The organism is Nonomuraea longispora (assembly GCF_004348345.1).
Lineage (GTDB): Bacteria > Actinomycetota > Actinomycetes > Streptosporangiales > Streptosporangiaceae > Nonomuraea > Nonomuraea longispora.
This window is the reverse complement of record NZ_SMJZ01000031.1, coordinates 23,291-42,137: the sequence shown is the minus strand read 5'-3', so window position 1 is coordinate 42,137 and position 18,847 is coordinate 23,291. Positions and strand designations below refer to the sequence as shown.

Genomic DNA, 18,847 nt, shown 5'->3' with positions numbered 1-18,847 from the left:
GCGCGTGACCACGAGGTACGTCGTCACCGGCATCGGCGCGACCGCTCCCAACGGGCTCGGCAACGAGGAGTTCTGGTCCGCCACGCTCGCGGGCCGCAGCGGGATCGGCCGCATCACCCGGTTCGACCCCGAGCCGTATCCGGTCACCCTGGCCGGTCAGGTTCGCGGGTTCGCCGCGGACGAGCACCTGCCCGCGAAGATCACGGTGCAGACCGACCTCATGACCCATCTCGCGCTGGTGGCCTCCGAGATGGCCCTCGCCGACGCCGGGATCGACCCGGCGCGGCAGCCCGAGTACGAGATGGCCGTGATGACGGCCAACTCCTCGGGAGGCAACGAGTTCGGGCAGCGAGAGATCCAGGCGCTGTGGAGCAACGGCCCCCGCCACGTGGGCGCGTACCAGTCCATCGCCTGGTTCTACGCCGCCTCCACCGGCCAGATCTCCATCCGGCACGGCATGCGCGGCCCCTGCGGGGTGATCGCCACGGAGCAGGCCGGCGGCCTGGACGCCCTGTCGCAGGCGCGGCGGGCGTTGCGCCAGGGGGCCGGGATGGTGCTGACCGGCGGGACCGACGCCTCGCTGAGTCCGTACGGTCTGGTCACCCAGCTTCCCACCGGGATGCTGAGCCGATCCGCCGACCCCGCCCGCGCCTACCTGCCCTTCGACGCCGAGGCCTGTGGTTACGTGCCGGGGGAGGGCGGCGCGATCCTCGTCATGGAGGAGGAGAGGGCCGCCAGGGCACGCGGCGCAGCACGGATCTACGGCGAGATCGCAGGGTACGCGGCGACCTTCGACCCGGCGCCGGGCTCCGGCCGGCCGCCGGGACTGCTCAGGGCCGTCAAGGGGGCGCTCGCGGACGCCGGGATCGCGCCCGGCGACGTCGACGTGGTCTTCGCCGACGCGAAGGGCGTTCCGGAGGCGGATCTTCAGGAGGCCGGGGTGCTGGCCGAGATCTTCGGGCCCGGCGGTGTGCCGGTGACGGCGCCCAAGACCATGACGGGGCGGCTCTACGCCGGCGGCGCGGCACTCGACGTGGCCGCGGCGCTGCTGGCCGTGCACCACTCCGTCATCCCCCCGACCACCAACGTCACCCGGCCGGCGCCGGGCTGCGACATCGACCTCGTCCTGGACGTGCCCAGGGCGGCCGGGGTCAGGACCGCGCTGGTCGTGGCCCGTGGCCACGGCGGATTCAACTCCGCCGTGGTGGTCCGCGCGGCAGGCGGCTGAGGCCGCACATCACCACAGAAGGAGGAAGACGTGGACAAGACAGAACTCCGGCTGGACGAGCTGAAGCGGATCATGCGCGAATGCGGCGGACCGGCCGACCTCGACGCCGACATCCTCGACGTGTCGTTCAAGGAGCTCGGCCTGGACTCGCTGGCGGTTCTGGAGATGGGGGCCCGCGTCGAGCGCGACTACGGCATCGAGGTGCCCGACGACGCCATGGAGGAGCTGAAGACGCCCCGCCAGACGCTCGACTTCGTCAACCACCGCCTGTCGGCTGCTTAGGAGTGACGTCATGGCAGGTCACACGGACAACGAGATCGTCATCGCGGCGCCTTTCGACCTGGTCTGGGAGATGACCAACGACGTGGAGTCGTGGCCGGGGCTGTTCAGCGAGTACGCCTCGGCGGAGATTCTGCACCGCGAAGGGGACATGGTGCGCTTCCGGCTGACGATGCACCCCGACGAGAACGGCAAGGTCTGGAGCTGGGTCTCCGAACGCGTGATCGACCGGCAGGCCGGCACCGCCCGCGCGCAGCGGGTCGAGACCGGGCCGTTCGAGTACATGAAGATCCGGTGGGACTACACCGCCACCCGGGACGGGGTGCGGATGCGCTGGATCCAGGACTTCCACATGAAGCCCGAAGCCCCCGTCGACGACGCGGCCATGACCGATCGCATCAACCACAACACGGTCGTGCAGATGCGCCGCATCAAGGAACGAGTCGAGAGCGCCGCCCGCGCGGCGTCGACTCCGGCATGACGTGGTCGTCCAGGTATTGGTGCCGCTGGCGCTGGTCGGCAACGGTCTCGCGGCCGGCGTCATGCTTTCGACCGTCATCGGGGTCGTGCCGTGGATGCTGGCGCAGCCGTACGACAGGTACGTCGTGGCGACCCGCTTCCTGTGGTCGCGGTACGACCCGTTCATGCCGATCGTCAACGCGCTCACGTGCGTGCTGGATGTCGTGCTGATCTTCGTGGTGCCGGCGGCCGTGCCACGGACCCTGTTCGCGGCCGCGGCCGGGCTGCTGCTCCTCGTGATGACGATCTCCATCGTCAGGAACGTGCCGATCAACCGGTACGTGACCTCGCTCGACCCCGCCGCCCGCCCGCCCGACTGGGAGCGGCGGGATCCGCGGATGCGCTGGCGCGGCTGGAACCTCACCCGCACGGTCCTGGCCCTGGTGGCGTTCGGCGTGAACGCCTGGGCCGCGACCGCCCTCATCTCAATGTGAAGGGACGACCATGGAACTGCGACTCGCCGGGAAGAAGGCGATCGTCACCGGCGGCACCCGGGGCATCGGACGGGCCATCGTGCTCGGGCTGGCCCGGGCGGGCGCCGACGTCATCACATGTCACCGGCAGGAGGGCGAGGCGGCCGAGCAACTCGCCATGGAGCTGAAGGAACTCGGTGGCGACCACCACGTGATCAGGGCGGACGTCGGCCGGCCGGAGGAGGTCGAGCGACTCGTGGAGGAGTGCCGGTCCCGGTACGGCGCGCTCGACGTCATCGTCAACAACGCGGGCGCGATCAGCCACATCCCGTTCGAGGAGCTGACGGCCGAGGAGTGGCGGCGCGTCGTCGACACCAACCTCACGGGTGCCGCCTTCGTCGTCGGCAAGGCGCTCCCGCTGCTGGGACAGGGCGCTTCCATCGTCAACGTGGGCTCCCGGGTGGCCACCGTGGGAGTGCCGCTGCGCGCCCACTACACCGCGGCCAAGAGCGGCCTCATCGGGCTGACCCGGTCGCTGGCCAAGGAGCTCGGTCCCCAGGGGATCCGCGTCAACGTCGTCGCGCCCGGACCGGTGGACACCGGGATGGACATCCCCGCCCCGGTGCGCGAGCGCTACAGGAACCTGATCGCGCTCGGCCGGCTCGGCGCCTCCGAGGAGATCGCCAACGTGGTGCTCTTCCTGGCCGACGACCTGTCGAGCTTCGTGAGCGGCGAGACGATCCACGTGGACGGGGGAATCTGACATGACCGCCGGGACCTTCCGGGTGATGTTGCGCATGCAGATCAAGCCCGGCATGGACGAAGAGTTCGAACAGACGTGGTACGAGGTCGGCGACGCCGTGACGCAGCACCCGGCCAACCGCGGCCAGTGGCTGTCCAAGAGCGCGGAAGAGGCGGGCGTCTACTACATCGTCAGCGACTGGGTCGACGAGCCGCGCTTCAGGGAGTTCGAACGGAGCGAGCGCCACCTGGAGCACCGTACGAAGCTGCATCCGTACCGGTCGGGCGGCTCGATGACCACCATGAACGTGGTCTACGACATGTCGCGCGAGAGGGTACGGCGGCCATGAGCGGCCGGGTGCGCGTCCTCGTCTTCGTCACGGCGGCCGGCGCCGGGACGCAGGCCGTGGAGGACGCCTATCACCGGATCAGCCGCGGTCTGGCGGGAACGCCCGGACTGCTCGGCAACGAACTCCTCCGCTCCGAGCACGACCGCGACGGGTTCGTGGTGCTGAGCGAGTGGCGTGACCTCGACGCCTTCCGCGCCTGGGAGGAGGGGGAGTCGCACCGCTCGACCACCGCGCCCCTGCGTCCCCTGCAGGACCGCTCGCGGGGCGCGTCGTTCGGCGTCTACACGGTCCAGGCCGAGTACAGCGGCAGGAGCACGGCGTACGCCGAGGGGAGGTGAGGCGCGCATGCGGGAGCTGTTGGGCGCCGTGGCGGTGCTGGGCAGTGGCCTGACCGCGGGAGTGCTCTTCTGCGTCGCGCTCAGCGTCGTGCCGGCGCTGCGTGCCCTGCCTCCCGACCGCTACGTGCAGACCCACGAGCTGCTCGGCCGCAACTACGACCCCACGATGCCGCTGATCGTGCTGACCACGGCGCTGGTGGACGTGCTGCTGGCCATCATGACGCCGGCGGGCGGGCCGCGGTCGCTGTTCGCGGTCGCCGCCGTGCTGACGGTGGGGGTGTCGCTGGTGTCGCACCTGTGCAACGTGCCCATCAACCGGCGCGTCAAGGTGCTCGACCCCGCGGCGATCCCGGCGGACTGGGCGGATCCACGCCCGGTGTGGCGCAGGTGGCACCTGCTTCGGACCGTACTCGCCGTGGTGGCACTGGCCGTCAACGCGGCCGCCGTCGCGGTGGCATGAACCGGATCGCAAACGAACGGAGGAATGATGGACCTGGCGATATCCGGCAAGCGCGTCCTCGTCACGGGCGGGACGCGGGGTCTGGGAAGGGCGAGCGCGCTCGCCCTCGCCCGTGGCGGCGCCAAGGTGGTGGCCTGCCACGGCAGAGCCGGCGCGGCGGCCGACGACCTGGCCCGGGAGCTCAAGGAGCTCGGCGACCACCACCACGTCGTCCGCGCGGACGTCACCAGCGAGGACGACGTGGACGGGCTGGCCGGTGCCTGCGCGGACGCGTACGGCGGACTCGACGTTGTGATCAACAACGTCGGCGTGACCGGCGAGGCGCCCGTGGGCGAGCTGACGGGCGAGGAGTGGGACCGCGTGATGGACGCGAACCTCACCGCCCCGTTCCTGGTCACCCGGGCGACGCTGCCGCTGCTGCCCGAAGGCGGATCCGTGGTCTACGTGGGCGCCTCCGCCGCGCTGCGCGGACGCCCGGCGACCGCCCACTACACGGCCTCCAAGGCCGCGCTGATCGGGCTGACCAGATCCCTGGCCAAAGAGCTGGGCCCCCGCGGCATCCGGCTCAACACCGTAGCCCCTGGTGTGATCGACAAGGGGGAGGGCCTGGGCCCGCCGCCCCCGCTGCGGGAGCGGCTGGCCGGGATGACCGCCCTGGGGCGGCTGGGCACGACCGACGACGTGGTCGGCGCCGTGCTGTTCTTCGCCAGTGACCTGTCCCGGTACGTCACCGGGACCACTCTGAACGTCGATGGAGGAATCTGATGCCGTACGCAGCCATCACGTACGCGGTCAAGCCCGGCCACGAGGACGAGATCGCGGAGATCTTCGCCGCGTTCCAGCGTGTCCCCACGCCGGTGCTGGTCGACGACGAGGGCAAGGAGGCGGGCCGCCTGGTGGGCACGGCGGTGTTCATCAAGGGCGAGGTGATGATCCGGGTCATCCATTACGAGGGCGACCTGGTGCACGTGGCCAGGAACATGGCCAGGCACAAGGGCGTGCACGAGCTGGAGGCGAAACTGGCGCCCTATCTCGCCGAGACCCGTGACACCGGCACGCCCGACGCGTTCGGGCGGTATTTCCGCGACGCGACCATGCGCTGCATCTCGCAGCTGTCCGCCGACACCCTGCCGGCCGGAGCTCGGACGCCATGAGCCTGCCACACGTCGCACTCGTCGGGAGCGGCGCGATGGGTGCGGGCATGGGACACCGGCTGATCGAGGCGGGCCATCCCCTTTCCGTCTACAACCGCACCCCGGCCAAGGCCGCCTCGCTCGTGGAGGCGGGCGCGCGGGCGGCCGCCAGCCCGCGGGCCGCGGCGGACACGCCGATCGTGCTGCTCAGCCTGAGCGACGAGTCGGCCGTCGAGCAGGTGCTGTTCGAGGCCATGCTGCCGGAGCTGAGGAGGGGCACCGTGGTGGTGGACACCACCACCACCTCACCGCTGTACGCCCGCATGGCGGCCACGCGGCTGTCCGCCGCGGGGATCGCCCGGGTCGAGGCGTGCGTCCTGGGCAACCCGGCGATGGCGCGCAGCGGCGGTCTGCGCATCTTCACCGCGGGCGAGCACGACGAGGTGGAGGCCGCCGGCGGGCTGCTCGGAGTGCTCGGGCAGGACATCCGCTACCTGGGCTCGGCGGGCGCGGCCGCCACGATGAAACTGGCCTTCAACCTTCTGCTCGGCGTGCAGACCGTGGGCTTCACCGAGGCGATCTCGTACGGCGTCAGCGCCGGGCTCGACCGTGACCTGCTCATCGACGTCATCGCCAACAGCGGATTCAGCTCGCCGGTTCTGGCCTTCCGCGCCGCGTTCATGCGCGAGCGCTGCTACGAGCCCGCGGCCTTCAAGGCGCGGCTGATGGAGAAGGACCTCCGGCTGGCCGCCAACGACGCCATGGCCAGAGGGATCTGCCTTCCGCTGACGGAGGGCGCGGTCGACCTCATGGCCGACGCGGTCGCCGCCGGCCTAGGCGACCAGGACGCCGCGGTGATCAGTGAGCTGCCCAAGCGCCGGCTCGGAGAGAGCCTGCCACCGAAGAACGGAGCCACACGATGACCACGCAGCCACCGCAGATCACCAGCCCCGCCGAGCTGATCCGGCTGGGCAAGACCGCCTTCTGCACGGCCAAGGTGCTGCTCAGCGCCCTTGAGCTCAGGGTGTTCGCCGTGCTCGACGGGCTGTCGCTCACCGGGCCGCAGCTCGAGGAGCGGCTCGGACTGCATCCCCGGGCCTCCGGGGACTTCTTCGACACCCTGGTGGCCCTCGGGCTGCTGGTGCGGGCGGAGGGGCGCTACTCCAACGCCCCCGCCGCGAAAGAGCACCTCGTGCCGGGTAAGGCGGCCTACGTGGGCGGCTTTCTCGAACGTTCCGACCGGGTTCTGTACCCCGCCTGGGGCGACCTGACCGGGGCGCTGCGCACCGGCAGGCCTCGCGTGACGAACGCCTTCCGCGGGATGCTCGACGACCCCGACCGGCGGATCAGCTACCTCGGCATGATGGACGCGCTGAGCACCATGCTGGCACCGCTGATCGCGCAAGCCTTCGACTGGGGCACCGTGAAGTCCTACGCCGACATCGGCGGTGCCAGGGGCAACCTCGCGGGCCGGGTCGCGCGGGCGCACCCGCACTTGTCCGTGCACGTCTTCGACCTGCCTCCGATGGAGCAGCCGTTCCACGAGCACGTGGAGCGACTCGGAGTGGCCGAGCGCGCCACGTTCCACGCGGGCGACTTCTTCGCCGACCCGCTGCCGGAGGCCGACGTGCTGACCATCGGCCACGTCCTGCACAACTGGGCTCCGGCCGAGCGACGTACGTTGATCAAGAAGGCGTACCAGGCGGTCAATCCCGGTGGCGCGCTGATCGTCTACGACCGGATGCTGGCCGACGAGCCGGTCGACGCCGAGAACCTGGTGATCAGCCTGGACATGCTGCTCACGACGGACGGTGGGTCGGAGTACCTCGCAGGGGAATGCCGCGACTGGCTCGAAGAGGCGGGGTTCGCCGTCGAGCCTGCCCGGCCGCTGGGCGAGCACGACACGCTCATCGTGGCGAGAAAGGGGAGCTGATCCGTGGACGTCGGAGTCGGCCTGCCGACGACGGTGCGCGGAGTGGACGGCGCCACCCTCCTCGAGTGGGCACGTCGCGCGGACGCCCGCGGCCTGTCCTCGCTCGGGGTGCTCGACCGGTTGGTGGCCGGCAACCACGAACCCGTCGTCACGCTCGCGGCCGCCGCCGCCGTGACCCGGCGGATCAGGCTCGCCACGACGATCCTGATCGCCGCGTACAGAGGCGGGGCCGCGGTCCTGGCCAAGCAGCTGGCCACCGTGGACGAACTGTCGGGCGGGCGGCTGGCGGTCGGGGTGGCCGCGGGAGGCCGCGCCGACGACTTCGAGGCCGCGGGGCAGCCGTACCGGCGACGAGGCAGGCGGCTTGACGTCCTGATCACGGAGCTGCGCGAGGCCTGGGCGCCGGGCTCCGGGATCGGCCCGGAGCCCGCCGCCGGCGGGCCGCCCATCTGGGTCGGCGGGCACACGGACGCGGCTCTGCGGCGGGCCGCCCGCCTGGGACAGGGCTGGATCGCCGGCGGCTCGTCGTCGGTCCCGTACGCGGAACTGGCGGCGCGCGCCCGCGCCGCCTGGTCGGCCGAGGGCAGGACGGATCGGCCGCGCATGGTGGCGCTGGCCTACTTCTCGTTCGGCGCGGACGGCGCCGAGCGGGCCGTCGCGCACATGCGCCGCTACTACGAGCAGGCGGGCCCCTACGCCGACCGCGCGGCCGCCCAGACCGTGACGACCGAGAGCGAGCTCCAGCGCACCATCAAGGAGTACGAGTCCGCAGGGTGCGACGAGCTCGTCTTCTTCCCCTGCTCCGGCGACCCGGATCAGGTGGACCTGCTGGCGCGGGCCGCACGGACATGAAGGGGATCATCCTGGCGGGCGGGCGGGGAACCCGCCTGCACCCCATCACCCTCGCGGTGTCCAAGCAGCTGCTGCCGGTGAACGACAAGCCGCTGATCTACTATCCGCTGTCGGCCCTGATGCTGGCGGGCATCCGCGACATTCTCATCATCTCCACGCCGGTGGACCTGCCGCAGATCCAGCGGCTGCTCGGCGACGGCGCGCAGCTGGGGCTGAGCCTGCGGTACGCCAGACAGCAGGAGCCGCGCGGGCTGGCCGACGCGTTCATCGTCGGCGCTGACCACGTCGGTGACGATCCGGTGGCCCTGGTGCTCGGCGACAACGTCTTCCACGGGCACAGGTTCGACGACATCCTGCAGGAGCAGGCCCGGGACATCGACGGTTGCGTGCTCTTCGGCTACCCGGTGACCGATCCCGAGAGGTACGGGGTCGGCGAGACCGACGCGGCGGGCAAGCTGATCTCGATCGAGGAGAAGCCTGCCAGGCCGCGGTCCAACCGCGCGATCGTCGGCCTCTATCTCTATGACAACGAAGTGCTCGACATCGCCAAGAACCTGTCGCCGTCGGCCCGTGGCGAGCTGGAGATCACCGACGTCAACCGCGACTATCTGGAACGCGGCAAGGCCCGGCTGGTGGATCTGGGACGCGGATGCGCGTGGCTGGACGCGGGCACGCCGGCCTCGCTGTTGCAGGCCGCGCAGTACGTCAGCGCGCTGGAGAGCAGACAGGGCGTACGGATCGCCTGCATCGAGGAGGTCGCGCTGCGGATGGGCTTCATCCGGGCCGAGGAGTGCCGCGAACTCGGGGAGAGACTGGCGCCGTCCGACTACGGGCGGTACGTGTGCGCCGTCGCGGAGGAGTTCGCCGCCCATTCGACGGTCCCGCATCCATGACGCACCCTGTACGGACCCGGCTGTCTCGTGGCCACGCCCGGAGCACCGGTGCTCCGGACGTGGCCACGTCGCCCCGCCGGGCGATTGAGGACCCCGCGCCGGTGTTCGGGCGAAAAAATTTTCATGGAAAAAAATTTCAGTGCTCGGTGTTCGGGGGCAGGGTTCGCCTCCACAGCGAATCAGTTGTTCCAGCGCAGATCACGGCGTACGAGCCGGCCCGGGGCGGCGGGAGGGCCTGAGCCGGCGGGCGCCTCGATCGCGGTCGTCTCCCCGGCGTCCAGGCTCGCCTCGGCCGGCGTGCCTCGCTCGGCCAGCTCGTTCTCCAGCTTCTTCTCCGCGTACAGGTGGGCCAGCTCGTTGATGGCGTACACGACGTCGTCCCGTGCGCCGTTGTAGCCGACGATGCGGAGAAAGTGGGCTGAGACCAGCCGGGTGAGGATCGTCTCGCTCGTGTCGATGTCGCAGCCGACCGTTTCGGCGGCGCTCTTGAGGTTGAAGCGCGTGCTGCGTCGCAGGTAGAGCAGCCACAGGGCGCCGCGTTCGCGGGGGTCGAGCTCCTGGTAGTTGAGGTCGAAGCTGTGGTAGATGTCGAAGTCGGTGGAGTTCAGCTCTTTGAGGCGCAACTCCGGATCGGCCAGGCGGGCGGCCAGGGTCCGCAGCGGCAGGGTCGGCGACGCGGTCAGCCGGGCGCCTGCGGCGCGCACCGCCAGCGGCAGCCCCTCGCAGAAGCGCACCACGCTCTGCGCGTCGCCCTTCTCGCGCTCGATGCGCTGCCTGCCCGCGACCGCGCCCAGCAGGCGTACGCCTTCCTCCAGGGTGAGCGGCGCCAGGTCGAGGCGCTTCCTGCAGGGGAACCCGTATAAGCCGGACCTGCTGGTGATGATCGTCGTGCAGTGCTCGCTGCCGGGCAGAAGCGGAGAGATCTGCGCGGCCGAGGCGGCGTTGTCGAGGACGATCAGCACACGATGCGCCGAGCACCAGCTTCTGAACATCTTCGAGCGTTCCTCGGTGCTGCTCGGCAGCTTCTTGGTGTACATGTCGGTCGCTATCAGCCAGTTGTAGAGCACCTGGCCGGGGTCGGCGGGCTCGCCGTCGCTCCCGCGCAGCGTGCAGTAGAACTGGCCGTCGGGGAAATCCCGCTTGATCAGGTGCGCCAGGTGCACCGCGAGGGCCGTCTTGCCGACGCCGGGCATTCCCGCGATCAGCACGGTCGGCGGCGTGGTGGCCGTGGGCTCCGTCATGGTGGCGGCGGCGACCAGGTCGTTGATGCTGGACTGGCGGCCGGTGAAGTCCCAGATGTCCGGTGGCAGCTGGGCCGGCAGGAGCGTCCTCACAGCGTGCCTCGGCCTTTCGATCACGGCCGTGCTCCTGCGGCCCTGGCCGGCCTGCGGCTCCAGCTTGGCGGGGTGTGCGGTGGTCTCCTCCGACAGGAGCGACTGGTGCAGCCGTTGTGTGTCCGCGGACGGCTCGATGCCCACCTCTTCCACCAGGGTCGCCCGCAGCCGCTGGTACACCTCCAGCGCCTCCCAGCGCCGGCCTGAGCGATGCAGGGCGTTCATCAGCTGCGCGTAGAAGGCCTCATGGAGGGGATGCACCGAGATCAGGTGCTTGAGCTCGCCCACGACCTCGCGATGCCGGCCGAGCCGCAGATCGCTCTCGACGCGCAGCTCGAGCGCGCGCAGCCGGCTCTCCTCGAGGGAGGCCACGTAGGCCGACAGCAGGTTGCCCGCGGCCACATCGGCCAGTGCCAGGCCGCGCCACAGCGAGAGGGCCTCGGCCAGGCACTTGGCGGCCATCTCGGTCTCATTCCGCTTCAGCGCCGCCACGCCTTCGGCGAGCAGCCGTTCGAACTGGTTCAGGTCGAGCTGGTCGTGGTCGATGGTCAGCATGTATCCCCACGACTGCGTCTGCAAAATCTCCTCGAACGAGTCGACCTCGTCGTTGGAGAGGATCTTTCGCAGCTTGTAGATGTAGGTCTGCAGAGTGGAGAGCGCGCTGCTGGGTGGATTTTCTCCCCACAGTTCGTCGATGAGCTCGGTGGTCTGTACGATGTTGTTGCGCCGCAGGAGAAGAAAAGTGAGCACCTGCCGGAGTTTTGGGGCCGAAGGAGTCACCTCCCGGCTGCCGTCGAGCACTCTCAGAGTTCCCAGGACACAGAATCTCATCTTGATCCCCAAGCGTGAAGGCAATCGACCTTTCTATGGCAGGCGAGGTCGGTATGCGCGATGCTTGCGCGGTGCATCCGACCTCGCTAGAATCTCCTAACCGTCGTCGGAAAGAGTTACTGCGGCCCACTGGTTCGGTGGGTTCCGTCGGCGTTCACCTGGCAAGAAGTGCAGGTCCAGGAGCGACGCCCGCGTACGCGCCGCCAGGCGGGAGTTTCACCGAAAGGCGGCTCGGCCGCCGCCGGCAGCTCCTCGTCGAATTGTCGCGCGATAGGGTTTCGCCGGCCGATTCGCTCGATTTCCAGCAGGTAACACAAGCGCGAACTGTCCGCGGCATTGAATCAACCCCCGTTGGTGTGCCGTCTGCTGTGACTGGTGACCGGGGAGCGCTTATTCCTTGTTGAGAACGCGCCTTTATTTTCTTGATCGGGACACCGGAGACGATCCTCGAGCATTACCCTTGATTATTACTAGAGAAACGCTCGAAGCCGAGGCCGGAAGTGATCGTGGCAGGCGCCGACTTCCTCCCGGTCCGTCCCCCTGTGATGTCGTGAACGGATGCGTGGCGGCAACGACCGGCTGACCGGTCACATCAGGGCCGGTTCCTCCTCGGCCGTGGGCGCCTTCGCGGGGTCCGGCCGCTTGGCGGCGAAGCTGAGCAGGCAGGCGACGACCACCACTGCGGCGCAGGTCAGGAGCGTGAAGCGCAGGGCGCCGACGAAGGCCTGGTCGAAGACCGACTGGGCGATCTCCCGCATCTGCTGGGCGAGCTGACCGCTCGCGCCGGCGGGCAACCGCACGTCGCCGGCTCCCGCATCGATGCTGCCGCCCGCCGAGGTGACGGCGTCGACGAAGCCCTCCCTGAACTCACCGGGCAGCTGTGCCGCCTGGCGCTCCGCCTCGCCGTGCAGCTCACTGGTCAAGCGGCTCTGCAGCACCGCGCCCATCGCGGCGACGGCGATCAGGAAGCCCAGCTGGCGGACCGCGTTGAAGGCGCCCGAGGCGGCCCCCGCGAACTCCGTCCGCACGTCCTGCATGGCCATCGTGACGGTCGGGGCGAATGCGGCCGCCTGGCTGATGCCCGCCAGGATCAGCGGCCCAAGGAGCGACCACTGGCCGGAGTCGGTCCGCGCCGTGTTGCCGATGAGCGCGAGGCTGACCGGGTAGAGGGCCAGGCCGCAGATGAGCACGTACTTCCCGCCGATCTTGTCGATCAGGAAGCCGACGACGGGGAACGAGAACATCATGGCCAGCGCGGTCGGCGCGAGCGTGAGTCCGGCCTGGAGCGCGCTGAGCCCGAGGACCTGCTGCAGGTAGATCGTGAGGGTCAGCGACAACCCCATCATGCCGAAGGAGACGGCGACGACCACGAAGCTCATCAGTGAGAAGCCGCGGTCCCTGAAGATCCCCAGAGGCATCAGGGGGTCGTTCACGCGCGCCTGCGTCGCCAGGAACACCACGAGGAGCACGAGGCCGGCCGCGAGGACCAGGGGAATGCTGAGGAAGGAGGTGATCGTGCCCCATCCGTAGCGGTCGCCCTCCAGCAGCCCGTACGTGATCGCCCCGAGCGCCGCGCTGGCCAGGACGACCCCGGTGATGTCGAGCCGGAGGCGCTTGTCCGGGCGGACGTCGGGGATGAGGGCGAAGGCCATGGCGATGGTGACCAGCCCGAGCGGCACGTTGACGTAGAAGACCCAGCGCCAGTTGCCCTCGGCGACGAGCAGCCCGCCGAGCGTCGGGCCGGCCAGACCGGCCACGCCCGCCGTGACGCCCCAGATGGCGCTGGGCAGGCCGCGCTTCTCGGGTGGGAAGACCCCGGTCAGGATGGTGAGGGTCTGCGGTGTGATCAACGCGGCGCCGATGCCCTGCAGGGCCCGGGCCGCGATGAGCTGCCAGGGCTCCATGGCGGCTCCGCAGAGCGCGGAGGCGACCGTGAAAAGGACCATGCCGGCGATGAAGACCTTGCGGGGTCCGACGATGTCGCCCAGGCGGCCGGCCGTGATCACGAGTACGGCGACCACGAGGATGTAGGCGCTCATCACCCACAGCACTTCGCTGATCGTCGCGTCCAGATCTTCGAGGATGTCGGGGATCGCGATGTTGACGATCGTGGTGTCCAGGATGGTCATGAAGAACCCGATGCAGAGCGTCACCATGACGATCCATGGGTTCCCGCGGCGCTGGCTCATCCTCACACCTCCTTGGAGGGATTGGTCCCGGTGCGTCCTGTCGAGGTCGTCACCTCGCGACAGGCTGTACTCCCAGGAAGATAGATGTATACTTTGACAATTAATAAGTCTAATCCATGGATATTTTAAATGTCAAAGGATGTGTGGAAGTCGCTTGTCGACGAGGTCCAGGTCGCCGTCATGCAGTTGCAGAACGTCTCGGACGCGGTGGACGAGGCAGCGGCGGCGCGTTTAGGTGTCAACCGGACAGACATGCGTTGCATGGGCTGTGTCTTCGCGCTCGGCCCGATGACGGCCGGCGAGTTGGCCGGCGCGGCCCGCCTGTCCCCCAGCGCGGCCACCATTGCGATCGACCGGCTGGAGCGGGCCGGCTACGCCCGGCGGGTCCGCGACGTCAACGACCGGCGCCGGGTGACCGTCGTGCCGACCCCGCAGGCCGAGTACGTCGCGCAGGCTGTGTGGGGGCAGCTGAGCGAGGAGGACGAGGCCGGGCTCGCCGGGCACACCGTGGAAGAACTCGTCCTCATCCGTGACTTCCTGCGGGCCACGGTCAGCCGGCACGCGCGCCAGGCCGACCGCATCAGGCAGGGCGAGACCCTCGTGGAGGGCAACGGTGTGTCGCCGGTACGTGGCGCCGAGACCCCACAGCCGTGACCCGTAACCGTGACCCGTAAGCGTGACCCGCAGGCGTGACCGGGATGAGGCGGCCGAGCGGTTCCGGCCCGGTGCCCGGGGGTGCGGCGGGCCGCCGAACTCGCGCGGCGGCCCGTGGTCAGACGGTGACGCTCATCCGCTCGGCCAGCGACGGGAGCAGGCGCAGCGCGTTGTCGCGCTCGATCGCGCGGTGCAACTGCGGCCCGATCACCGGGTCGCCGGCCAGCCCGTCCGTCACGTATCGGGTGGCTTCGGCCGTCCGCATGCTGTAGTCGGTCCCGTAGAGGATGCGCGAGTGGTCGGCGGCCGCGAGCAGTGTCGGCGTCGCGTACGGCGAGGTGGGCATGGCGGTGTCGTAGTAGAAGCGCCGCACGTAGGAGCGCAGGGTCGCGGGGTCCACGCCTTCCTCGTCATGCGAGCGGGAGTCGATCCGCGCCGCCATGTACGGCAGGAAGCCGCCTCCGTGCGACAGGATGACCGACAGGTTCCTGTGCCGCTCCAGGGTGCCCCCGATCATCAGGCTCAGCGCCGCCCTGGTCGTGTCGAGCAGGAAGTCGCCCATGAAGTCGGGAATTCCCGGCGGTGTGCCTCCTGGCAGGAACTGCGGGTGCACGAAGAGCACCGCGCGCCGCCGGTCGAGTTCGGCGAAGAGCGGCTCGAACGACGGGTCGCCGAGATAGGTGCCGTTCACGTGCGTCAACAGGAGCACGCCCTCGGCTCCGAGGGTGCCGAGGGCGTAGTCGGCCTCGGCCAGCGCGGCGTCGACGTCGGTCAGCGGCAGATAGGCGAAGAAGCCGAACCGCTGCGGCTGCTCCCTGACGAGGTCGGCGAGCGACTCGTTGATGACCCTGGCGCCGGTCGCGACCTGGGCGGTGTCCTTGAAGACCTCGAACGGCGCGGGGGAGGAGGTCACCGCGGCTGCGATGTCGTTCTCCTCCATGACCTGCTCGGTGGCGGCCTGGCTCCAGCGCGCCCAGGTCGGCCACTTCGACTGGTCGGGCGGCAGGATGCCGGCCTGCACAGCCCACCGCTGCATCTTCGGTGGTACGGCGTGATTGTGGGTGTCGATGCGCCATGGGCCGGTCACGCTGCCTGCCTTTCCGTGTGCGTTCACTGACGGGTCATGAGGAATCCGGCGAAGTACGATGACGGCGGGGGCGAGGGCAGCCGCTCGATCTTGAAGACGTCGCCGAAGAGGTCGTCCTCCTCGCCCGGCACCAGCTTCGGGTTGAGCCGCAGCAGGATGCCCTTGAGGGTGAACGGCAGATCGCCGTCGTGGTGCACGCACCACAGGAAGTACAGGCTGCCGGGGCCCGACAGCCGCTTGACTGTGGCGGCCATCGCCTCCCGGGCCCGTCCCTGCAGGTCGTCGAGCGTTCCCAGGTCGAGCACCAGGTCGAAGGCCCCCTCCACGCCGGGGATGTGCGCAGCGGTCAGGTCGCCCTCGACGAACCGGCAACGGTCGGCGACTCCCTCCTTGGCCGCGGCCGCCCTGGCCTCGTTCAGCGCCATGGAGGAGAAGTCCACTCCCACGACCCGGAAACCGTGCTTGGCGAGGAAGATGGCGGCCTCGCCGCGCCCGCAGCCGAGGTCCACGACCCGTGGATGCGTCTCGGGGGATATCCGGCCCGACGTCACCAGGTCCCGCAGTTCGAGTCCCAGGCGCCCGGCCCAGCGGGCCATCCCGGTCTTGTACTGGAAGCTGTACGACCATGACTTAGGCATGACGTCCCTTTACCGCGATCGCATTTTCGGAATGCCGGACGGCTGGGTCCGCTGTCCGGCGCCGTTTCTGGGAACGGTGCACGGCGTTATCCTGGTGACTTCCGCTAGAAACGGAATCTCTTCTCACTGGTGCCGCGCTCGACTATCGGCAGAGCCGCGTACGGGGATTGCCCGCGCCCATCGACGCTGGCATATTCACTGTTGTCGGATGACGATCAGGTGAGAAAGGCGCGAAATGCAAATCGACCCACTCGGAATCGACGGTGCTTTCCTGATCAAGCCGGAGATTTTCCCGGACGCCAGGGGTGAGTTTCTGGAGGTTTTCAGCGAGCCGGCCTTTCGCGAGGCCGTCGGTCACCCGCTGAGGGTGGCGCAGGTGAACTGCTCGCGATCGCGGCGCGGCACGATCAGGGGCATCCACGCCTTCTCGCTGCCGCCCGGGCAGTCCCGCTACATCACTTGCCCTCATGGCGAGATCCTGGACATCGTCGTCGACATCCGGGTCGGCTCGCCCACGTTCGGCGAGTGGGAGGCGGTCCGGCTGGGCGACGGCAACAGGCACGGGTTGTACCTCGCGGAGGGGCAGGCCCATGCCTTCGCGCCGCTGACTGAGGAGGCCACCGTGGTCTACCTGGTTTCCAGCACGTACGCGCCCCACAAGGAGATCCTGGTCGACCCGCTCGACCCCGAGCTGGCGCTGCCGTGGCCGCCGGAGAGCGAGCGGCTCCTGTCCACCAAGGACCGCGGCGCTCCCAGCCTGCGTGAGGCGAGGGAACGCGGTGTGCTGCCTCGCTACGCCGACTGCCGCGCACGCCATGAGGAGCTGTGCGGGGAAGCCGACGCGCTCGCGGGGAGGCACGCGTGATCCCCTTGATGCGGGTGGAGATGTCGCAGGAGGCGGGCGCCGCGGTGTCCCGGGTGCTCGCCGGCGGGATGATCGGCCAGGGGCCGGTGGTCGACGAGTTCGAGCAGGCGCTGCGCGAGCGCATCGGCAACCCGTACGTCGCCACGGTCAACAGCGGCACCTCGGGCCTGCACCTCGCCCTGCGGCTGGTGACCGACCCTACGGGAACCGGCACGGGCGCGGACGGAGGCGAGGTCCTCACCACGCCGCTGACCATGGTCGCGGCCAACTGGGCGATCCTCGCCAACGGCCTGCGTCCCAAGTGGGTCGACGTGGATCCCATGACGCTCAACGTGGACCTCGACGACCTGGCCAGAAAGATCACCCCGGCCACCAGGGCGATCGTCATCGTGCACTTCGCCGGCTATCCGGTCGACCTCGCCCGCCTCAGCGACATCCTGGACGAGGCGGAGGCCGCGTACGGTTTCCGCCCGCCGGTGATCGAGGACTGCGCGCATGCGTGGGGCGCCACCTACCGCGGCACGCCGCTGGGCAACCACGGCAACGTGGCGGTCTACAGCTTCCAGTCGGTCAAGCACTTCACCACCGGCGACGGAGGGCTGATGGTGCTGCCCGACGCGCAGCTCGCCGAGCGGGCCAGGCGGCTCAGGTGGTTCGGCATCGACCGTTCGGCGCCCGGACGCGGCCTGGTCCGCGCCGACATCCCGGAGTGGGGCTACAAGTTCCACATGAACGACATCAACGCGGCCATCGGTCTGGCGAACCTGGCGGAGACCGACGAGGTGATCCGCCGCTACCGCGACAACGCCGCCTTCTACGACCGCGAGCTGGCCACGGCCGACGGGGTGCGGGTCACCGAGCGCGCGGCCGACAGGCAGTCCTCCTTCTGGGTCTACCCGCTGCTGGTGCGGGGCAAGGACGCGTTCATCAAGCACATGACCGAGGCCGGCGTCATGGTGAGCCAGGTGCACGAGCGCAACGACCGTCACACGGCGCTGCGCCGGTACGCGTCCCTGCTGCCAGGGCTCGACCGGGCCGTCGAGCAGCTGGTGTGCCTGCCGGTCGGGAGATGGGTGTCCGACGAGGACCGCCGGCACATCGTGGACACGATCAAGGCCGGATGGTGATCAGTCGGCGGGCCCGTGCAGCCACCAGGGATTCTGCCGGGCCCACTCGATCGTCCTGGCGATGCCCTCCCGCAGCGGGACGGCGCACTGCCAGCCGAGCATCGCGCGCGCCTTGGCCGTGTCGGGGACCCGGCGCTCGATGTCCTGGTAGGCGGCCCCGAAAGCGGCCCCGGTGTCCAGGTGGTCGTTGCGGCCGGTGAACCCCGCCGCCTCCCCTACCAGCTCGATCACCTCGCGAATGGTGGTCTCCTTGTGGGAACCGAGGTTGAAGCACTCGCCCACCGCGGCCGGGCTCGACGCGGCCCGGACGGTGCCCTCGATCGCGTCGTCGACGTAGGTGAAGCAGCGGGTCTGGTCGCCGCCGTCGTACATCTCCGGCGCCCGGCCGGTGAGGACGTGCTGGATGCTCCGGCTCACCACGTACGCCGGCCTCTGGCGCGGGCCGTACACGTTGAAGTAGCGCACCACCGTGGCGCGGAGCCCCTGCTCGCGGACGAGGGCGAACGTCATGTGCTCGGCCAGCGCCTTGCTCGTGGAGTAGGTCCACCGATCGGCCGACGTGACGCCCAGCACGCGGTCGGACTCCTCGGACCACGGAACCTGGGGGTTCTTGCCGTAGATCTCGCTGGTGCTGGCCACCACCACCCTGACGCCGGCCTCCAGCGCCCTGCGCAGGACGTTGCGGGTGCCGAGCACGTTGACGTCGATGACGTCGAGCGGCTGCCGGAGGTAGCGGTCGACCCCGACGACGGCCGACAGGTGGTACACCAGGTCGACGTCGGAGGTGATCACGTTCGCCAGCGACGACTCGTGGGTGATGTCGTCCTTGACGTAGCGGACGCTGCTCAGGTTGTGCAGCGGCGTGTCGGGCGGTGGCGACGACGTGTCATAGGCGATCACCTCGTGCCCCTCCACGGCCAGCCGTTCGACGAGATGGCTGCCGATGAACCCGCATCCTCCGGTGACCACGATCCTGGACATGC

The 18,847-nt window shown here is 69.7% G+C and carries 23 protein-coding genes; 17 read left to right on the top strand and 6 right to left on the bottom strand.

Annotated features, from left to right (window positions below):
• The first annotated feature begins 4 nt into the window (after positions 1-4).
• Genes E1267_RS11215 through rfbA form a run of 14 tightly spaced genes read left to right on the top strand, consistent with a single transcriptional unit; the run spans position 5 to position 9,139 of the window.
• Entirely contained in the window at positions 5-1,228 is a 1,224-nt protein-coding gene (locus tag E1267_RS11215; RefSeq protein WP_132332362.1) for a ketosynthase chain-length factor, read from the top strand.
• A 30-nt stretch (positions 1,229-1,258) separates the two neighbouring features.
• Entirely contained in the window at positions 1,259-1,510 is a 252-nt protein-coding gene (locus E1267_RS11210; RefSeq protein WP_246063724.1) for an acyl carrier protein, read from the top strand.
• 10 nt (positions 1,511-1,520) lie between these two features.
• Positions 1,521-1,988, top strand: a complete 468-nt coding sequence (locus tag E1267_RS11205) for an SRPBCC family protein (protein ID WP_132332361.1) — start codon at positions 1,521-1,523, stop codon at positions 1,986-1,988.
• 1 nt (position 1,989) lies between these two features.
• Entirely contained in the window at positions 1,990-2,460 is a 471-nt protein-coding gene (locus E1267_RS11200) for an anthrone oxygenase family protein (protein ID WP_220449420.1), read from the top strand.
• Positions 2,461-2,470: 10 nt separating this feature from the next.
• On the top strand, positions 2,471-3,202 hold the full coding sequence (locus E1267_RS11195) for an SDR family NAD(P)-dependent oxidoreductase (protein WP_132332360.1): 732 nt from the start codon (positions 2,471-2,473) through the stop codon (positions 3,200-3,202).
• Between the two features lies 1 nt (position 3,203).
• Complete coding sequence (locus tag E1267_RS11190) at positions 3,204-3,530, top strand: antibiotic biosynthesis monooxygenase family protein (RefSeq protein ID WP_132332359.1); 327 nt, start codon at positions 3,204-3,206, stop codon at positions 3,528-3,530.
• The gene (locus E1267_RS11185) at positions 3,527-3,868 is read left to right on the top strand and encodes an antibiotic biosynthesis monooxygenase family protein (RefSeq protein ID WP_132332358.1); all 342 of its coding nucleotides are present in this window, start codon (positions 3,527-3,529) and stop codon (positions 3,866-3,868) included. Before E1267_RS11190 ends, E1267_RS11185 begins: the two co-directional genes overlap by 4 nt.
• Positions 3,869-3,875: 7 nt before the next feature.
• Entirely contained in the window at positions 3,876-4,328 is a 453-nt protein-coding gene (locus E1267_RS11180; RefSeq protein ID WP_132332357.1) for an anthrone oxygenase family protein, read from the top strand.
• Positions 4,329-4,352: 24 nt separating this feature from the next.
• The gene (locus tag E1267_RS11175) at positions 4,353-5,093 is read left to right on the top strand and encodes an SDR family NAD(P)-dependent oxidoreductase (protein WP_342774801.1); all 741 of its coding nucleotides are present in this window, start codon (positions 4,353-4,355) and stop codon (positions 5,091-5,093) included.
• Positions 5,093-5,482, top strand: a complete 390-nt coding sequence (locus E1267_RS11170; RefSeq protein ID WP_132332355.1) for a SchA/CurD-like domain-containing protein — start codon at positions 5,093-5,095, stop codon at positions 5,480-5,482. Before E1267_RS11175 ends, E1267_RS11170 begins: the two co-directional genes overlap by 1 nt.
• Entirely contained in the window at positions 5,479-6,384 is a 906-nt protein-coding gene (locus tag E1267_RS11165; protein ID WP_132332354.1) for an NAD(P)-dependent oxidoreductase, read from the top strand. The genes E1267_RS11170 and E1267_RS11165 overlap by 4 nt, the downstream gene beginning before the upstream one ends.
• On the top strand, positions 6,381-7,394 hold the full coding sequence (locus E1267_RS11160; RefSeq protein WP_132332353.1) for a methyltransferase: 1,014 nt from the start codon (positions 6,381-6,383) through the stop codon (positions 7,392-7,394). The genes E1267_RS11165 and E1267_RS11160 overlap by 4 nt, the downstream gene beginning before the upstream one ends.
• A gap of 3 nt (positions 7,395-7,397) precedes the next feature.
• Complete coding sequence (locus tag E1267_RS11155) at positions 7,398-8,246, top strand: LLM class flavin-dependent oxidoreductase (RefSeq protein WP_132332352.1); 849 nt, start codon at positions 7,398-7,400, stop codon at positions 8,244-8,246.
• Positions 8,243-9,139, top strand: coding sequence for a glucose-1-phosphate thymidylyltransferase RfbA (gene rfbA / locus E1267_RS11150; RefSeq protein ID WP_132332351.1), 897 nt, complete (start codon positions 8,243-8,245; stop codon positions 9,137-9,139). Before E1267_RS11155 ends, rfbA begins: the two co-directional genes overlap by 4 nt.
• 179 nt (positions 9,140-9,318) lie before the next feature.
• Here rfbA and E1267_RS11145 read toward each other — a convergent pair whose 3' ends face one another.
• Both E1267_RS11145 and E1267_RS11140 read right to left on the bottom strand, forming a co-directional pair.
• The gene (locus tag E1267_RS11145) at positions 9,319-11,304 is read right to left on the bottom strand and encodes an AfsR/SARP family transcriptional regulator (RefSeq protein ID WP_132332350.1); all 1,986 of its coding nucleotides are present in this window, start codon (positions 11,302-11,304) and stop codon (positions 9,319-9,321) included.
• Positions 11,305-11,891: 587 nt separating this feature from the next.
• Positions 11,892-13,493: a DHA2 family efflux MFS transporter permease subunit gene (locus E1267_RS11140; protein ID WP_132332349.1), complete on the bottom strand. Its 1,602-nt coding sequence runs from the start codon at positions 13,491-13,493 to the stop codon at positions 11,892-11,894.
• Positions 13,494-13,622: 129 nt separating this feature from the next.
• Between E1267_RS11140 and E1267_RS11135 the strand changes: the two genes are divergently transcribed.
• Positions 13,623-14,147, top strand: a complete 525-nt coding sequence (locus E1267_RS11135) for a MarR family winged helix-turn-helix transcriptional regulator (RefSeq protein ID WP_132332348.1) — start codon at positions 13,623-13,625, stop codon at positions 14,145-14,147.
• Between the two features lie 118 nt (positions 14,148-14,265).
• Here the strand turns inward: E1267_RS11135 and E1267_RS11130 are convergent, their stop codons facing one another.
• The 3 genes from E1267_RS11130 to E1267_RS46255 form a co-directional block, all read right to left on the bottom strand.
• Positions 14,266-15,234: an amidohydrolase family protein gene (locus tag E1267_RS11130; protein WP_132332347.1), complete on the bottom strand. Its 969-nt coding sequence runs from the start codon at positions 15,232-15,234 to the stop codon at positions 14,266-14,268.
• 23 nt (positions 15,235-15,257) lie between these two features.
• Entirely contained in the window at positions 15,258-15,872 is a 615-nt protein-coding gene (locus E1267_RS11125) for a class I SAM-dependent methyltransferase (RefSeq protein ID WP_132332346.1), read from the bottom strand.
• Positions 15,873-16,014: 142 nt separating this feature from the next.
• A complete protein-coding gene (locus tag E1267_RS46255; protein ID WP_246063731.1) occupies positions 16,015-16,230 on the bottom strand; it encodes a hypothetical protein in 216 nt (71 codons plus the stop codon).
• On the opposite strand from E1267_RS46255, the gene E1267_RS11120 reads away from it, so the two are divergent.
• Together E1267_RS11120 and E1267_RS11115 are read left to right on the top strand one after the other, a co-directional pair.
• The gene (locus E1267_RS11120; protein ID WP_246063729.1) at positions 16,129-16,737 is read left to right on the top strand and encodes a dTDP-4-dehydrorhamnose 3,5-epimerase family protein; all 609 of its coding nucleotides are present in this window, start codon (positions 16,129-16,131) and stop codon (positions 16,735-16,737) included. The two genes, E1267_RS46255 and E1267_RS11120, sit on opposite strands and share 102 nt — an antisense overlap.
• Positions 16,734-17,864, top strand: coding sequence for a DegT/DnrJ/EryC1/StrS family aminotransferase (locus E1267_RS11115; protein WP_132332345.1), 1,131 nt, complete (start codon positions 16,734-16,736; stop codon positions 17,862-17,864). The genes E1267_RS11120 and E1267_RS11115 overlap by 4 nt, the downstream gene beginning before the upstream one ends.
• Here E1267_RS11115 and E1267_RS11110 read toward each other — a convergent pair whose 3' ends face one another.
• A complete protein-coding gene (locus E1267_RS11110) occupies positions 17,865-18,845 on the bottom strand; it encodes an NAD-dependent epimerase/dehydratase family protein (RefSeq protein WP_132332344.1) in 981 nt (326 codons plus the stop codon).
• Positions 18,846-18,847: the final 2 nt, after the last annotated feature.

Bases quoted from the DNA above. Each gene is read 5' to 3' on its own strand.
- E1267_RS11205 (WP_132332361.1), top strand. From the start codon at position 1,521: ATGGCAGGTCACACGGACAACGAGATCGTCATCGCGGCGCCTTTCGAC.
- E1267_RS11195 (WP_132332360.1), top strand. From the start codon at position 2,471: ATGGAACTGCGACTCGCCGGGAAGAAGGCGATCGTCACCGGCGGCACC.
- E1267_RS11190 (WP_132332359.1), top strand. From the start codon at position 3,204: ATGACCGCCGGGACCTTCCGGGTGATGTTGCGCATGCAGATCAAGCCC.
- E1267_RS11185 (WP_132332358.1), top strand. From the start codon at position 3,527: ATGAGCGGCCGGGTGCGCGTCCTCGTCTTCGTCACGGCGGCCGGCGCC.
- E1267_RS11180 (WP_132332357.1), top strand. From the start codon at position 3,876: ATGCGGGAGCTGTTGGGCGCCGTGGCGGTGCTGGGCAGTGGCCTGACC.
- E1267_RS11175 (WP_342774801.1), top strand. From the start codon at position 4,353: ATGATGGACCTGGCGATATCCGGCAAGCGCGTCCTCGTCACGGGCGGG.
- E1267_RS11170 (WP_132332355.1), top strand. From the start codon at position 5,093: ATGCCGTACGCAGCCATCACGTACGCGGTCAAGCCCGGCCACGAGGAC.
- E1267_RS11165 (WP_132332354.1), top strand. From the start codon at position 5,479: ATGAGCCTGCCACACGTCGCACTCGTCGGGAGCGGCGCGATGGGTGCG.
- E1267_RS11160 (WP_132332353.1), top strand. From the start codon at position 6,381: ATGACCACGCAGCCACCGCAGATCACCAGCCCCGCCGAGCTGATCCGG.
- rfbA (WP_132332351.1), top strand. From the start codon at position 8,243: ATGAAGGGGATCATCCTGGCGGGCGGGCGGGGAACCCGCCTGCACCCC.
- E1267_RS11145 (WP_132332350.1), bottom strand. From the start codon at position 11,304: ATGAGATTCTGTGTCCTGGGAACTCTGAGAGTGCTCGACGGCAGCCGG.
- E1267_RS11140 (WP_132332349.1), bottom strand. From the start codon at position 13,493: ATGAGCCAGCGCCGCGGGAACCCATGGATCGTCATGGTGACGCTCTGC.
- E1267_RS11135 (WP_132332348.1), top strand. From the start codon at position 13,623: ATGTCAAAGGATGTGTGGAAGTCGCTTGTCGACGAGGTCCAGGTCGCC.
- E1267_RS11125 (WP_132332346.1), bottom strand. From the start codon at position 15,872: ATGCCTAAGTCATGGTCGTACAGCTTCCAGTACAAGACCGGGATGGCC.
- E1267_RS11110 (WP_132332344.1), bottom strand. From the start codon at position 18,845: ATGTCCAGGATCGTGGTCACCGGAGGATGCGGGTTCATCGGCAGCCAT.